General features: G+C 60.7%; 3 protein-coding genes. All 3 read right to left on the bottom strand.

The window, feature by feature from the left end; genetic code table 11:
* Window positions 1-327: 327 nt before the first annotated feature.
* Entirely contained in the window at window positions 328-1,029 is a 702-nt protein-coding gene (locus ACZM96_RS10760; protein WP_489489052.1) for an AMP-binding protein, read from the bottom strand.
* Between the two features lie 11 nt (window positions 1,030-1,040).
* Window positions 1,041-1,862, bottom strand: a complete 822-nt coding sequence (gene menB / locus ACZM96_RS10755) for a 1,4-dihydroxy-2-naphthoyl-CoA synthase (protein WP_489489051.1) — start codon at window positions 1,860-1,862, stop codon at window positions 1,041-1,043.
* Window positions 1,859-2,200 (bottom strand): PaaI family thioesterase (locus ACZM96_RS10750; protein WP_489489050.1); only part of this gene is annotated, 342 nt, incomplete at its 5' end. The genes menB and ACZM96_RS10750, both read right to left, overlap by 4 nt.

The raw sequence follows: 2,200 nt of genomic DNA, 5'->3' as shown, positions 1-2,200 counted from the left end.
TTTTGTCTCAGCAGGTACGTGATTCATATCTTTTACGCATCCTCTGGATCGGCGGAGCGGGATAAAGGTTTTGGCTGCGTCTTCCCCTCTACAATAAACAATAAAATGGCGCATGATGGACTCAGAGTCCAGTGATACCTTCAGTGTCGGCAGAGTTGCCTCCGTTTCCTTTGCAAAAGGCTGTGCCCCAGAAAATGGTTGATGCTTTTTTCCTCGAAATTCCAAAAGGATAACCAGAAAAACGCCTCGGCTATGGATTCAGCCAAGGGGAAAACTGGAGAAAAAGCCTGTCTTTTCACCGTGCTGTGGAGATGAAACAACCACACACTATGACAGAACCTTTTCAGTACGCCTGACAACAAAGGGGATGGGAAAGATTCCCATCCCCTTTCTGTGAAGAGGCCAAGCCGAGAGCAGTCGGATTTCCGGCCCGTTCAGCCGACGCAGGGCAATGTGCGAAAGCGTTTCCGTCATGCCGTAGGTGGACCACACGGCGTGGGGAAAATCCCGGAGTCTGCGGGCAAGCGCCGCGTCCACGGCCCCGCCGCCGATGATGACGTGCCGCGTTTCGCGCAGAAGTTCGGCTTCGCGCGGGTCTTCCAGCGAGGAAAACACCTGCGCGGGCGTCACGGCCAGAAAGTCGGGCGCGCGCTCAAGTCCTTTTAAAGGATGCCCGGAAGGCTCGACGCAGTGAAGGTCGAGCCCCCGTTCCATCGCGCGCACCACCATCATTTTTGCGCCTATGTAGCGCAGCGGCATGCACAGAAGGGCGCGGTCGTTCGCCCTGAGTCCGAGAAAGGAACAGGTCATGCGGGCGCTCGCTCTCATGCGGGCCTTTTCCACGTGCATGATTTTGGGCGTTCCCGTGGAACCGGAACTCTGCACGGCAACGGTGGGGGAGTCCGAATGCCATTCCTCAAGAAAGGCCGCAAGCTCCTCGCGCACGAAGCGACGGGACGAGGCGCGCAGCTTGTCGAGATCGCCGGGCCCGAAGGCGCGGCCTTCAAAAAGAAGCTTGTCGTGGTGCATGGGGCGGCCTCCTACGGAAAGGTCGGCGTTTTGGAAAAGTCGGGACGGCGCTTTTCCAGAAAGGCGCGGCCGCCTTCCTGCGCTTCGTCGGTGAGGTAGTAGAGCAGCGTGGCGTCGCCGGCAAGTTCCTGTATGCCTGCCTGTCCGTCGAGTTCCGCGTTGAGTCCCGCCTTGATCATGCGCAGCGCAAGCGGGCTGTGCTGCATCATGGTTTCCGCCCATTCCACCATTTCGTCTTCCAGGCGTTCAGGTTCGACCACCTTGTTCACGAGCCCCATGGCAAGCGCTTCCTCCGCGCTGTACTGGCGGCAGAGAAACCATATCTCGCGGGCCTTCTTCTGGCCCACCACCCGGGCCAGATAGGACGAGCCGAAGCCCGCGTCAAAGCTCCCCACCCTCGGGCCGGTCTGGCCGAAGCGGGCGTTGGACGACGCAATGGTAAGGTCGCACACTACGTGCAGCACGTGCCCGCCGCCTATGGCAAAGCCGTTGACCATGGCGATCACGGGCTTGGGCAGCGAGCGTATCTGCTTTTGCACGTCGAGCACGTTGAGGCGCGGCACGCCGTCCTGTCCCACGTAGCCGCCGCGGCCCTTGACGTTCATGTCGCCGCCGCTGCAGAAGGCCTTGTCTCCGGCGCCGGTCAGCGCCACCACGCGGATGTCGCCCGATTCGCGGCAGAGGCGCAGAGCGTCGCCCATTTCGGAAACCGTGGTGGGCGTGAAGGCGTTGCGGCGGTGCGGGCGGTTGATGGTGATTCTGGCAATGCCGTGGTAAAAGTCGAAGAGAATGTCTTCATATTCCCGTATGCGGGTCCACTGTCGGTTGCTCATGGGCTTTTCCTTTGCGTTATGCGGTTGGTGACGCGGCAGGTGGAAACGAGTCGTCCTTCGTCGTCGACGATATCGACGTTCCACACGTGAATGCCGCGGCTCTGATGCAGAATGCTTGCCGTGGCCGTGACTTCGCCGCCCCTGGGCACGGCGCGAACATGGTTCGCGCTCACCTGAATGCCGAGCGGTGCTTCATGGTCGCCGCAAAGCGCAAGCGAGCCGAATCCGGCCAGCGTTTCCGCAAGGGCCAGCGAGGCTCCGCCGCTCAGAAAGCCGAAGATCTGACAGACCTTTTCTTCGACCCGGAGTCGGGCTTGGATCGTGCCCGGCTCGGAGGA

The sequence above is a fragment of the Mailhella sp. genome, from assembly GCF_057866825.1.
The sequence above is the reverse complement of the archived record's forward strand: the minus strand, read 5'-3'. Positions and strand labels throughout refer to the sequence as shown.

What these genes read in the sequence shown, in the direction of transcription:
- menB (WP_489489051.1), bottom strand. Translation starts at nt 1,862, where the DNA reads ATGAGCAACCGACAGTGGACCCGCATACGGGAATATGAAGACATTCTC.
- ACZM96_RS10760 (WP_489489052.1), bottom strand. Translation starts at nt 1,029, where the DNA reads ATGCACCACGACAAGCTTCTTTTTGAAGGCCGCGCCTTCGGGCCCGGC.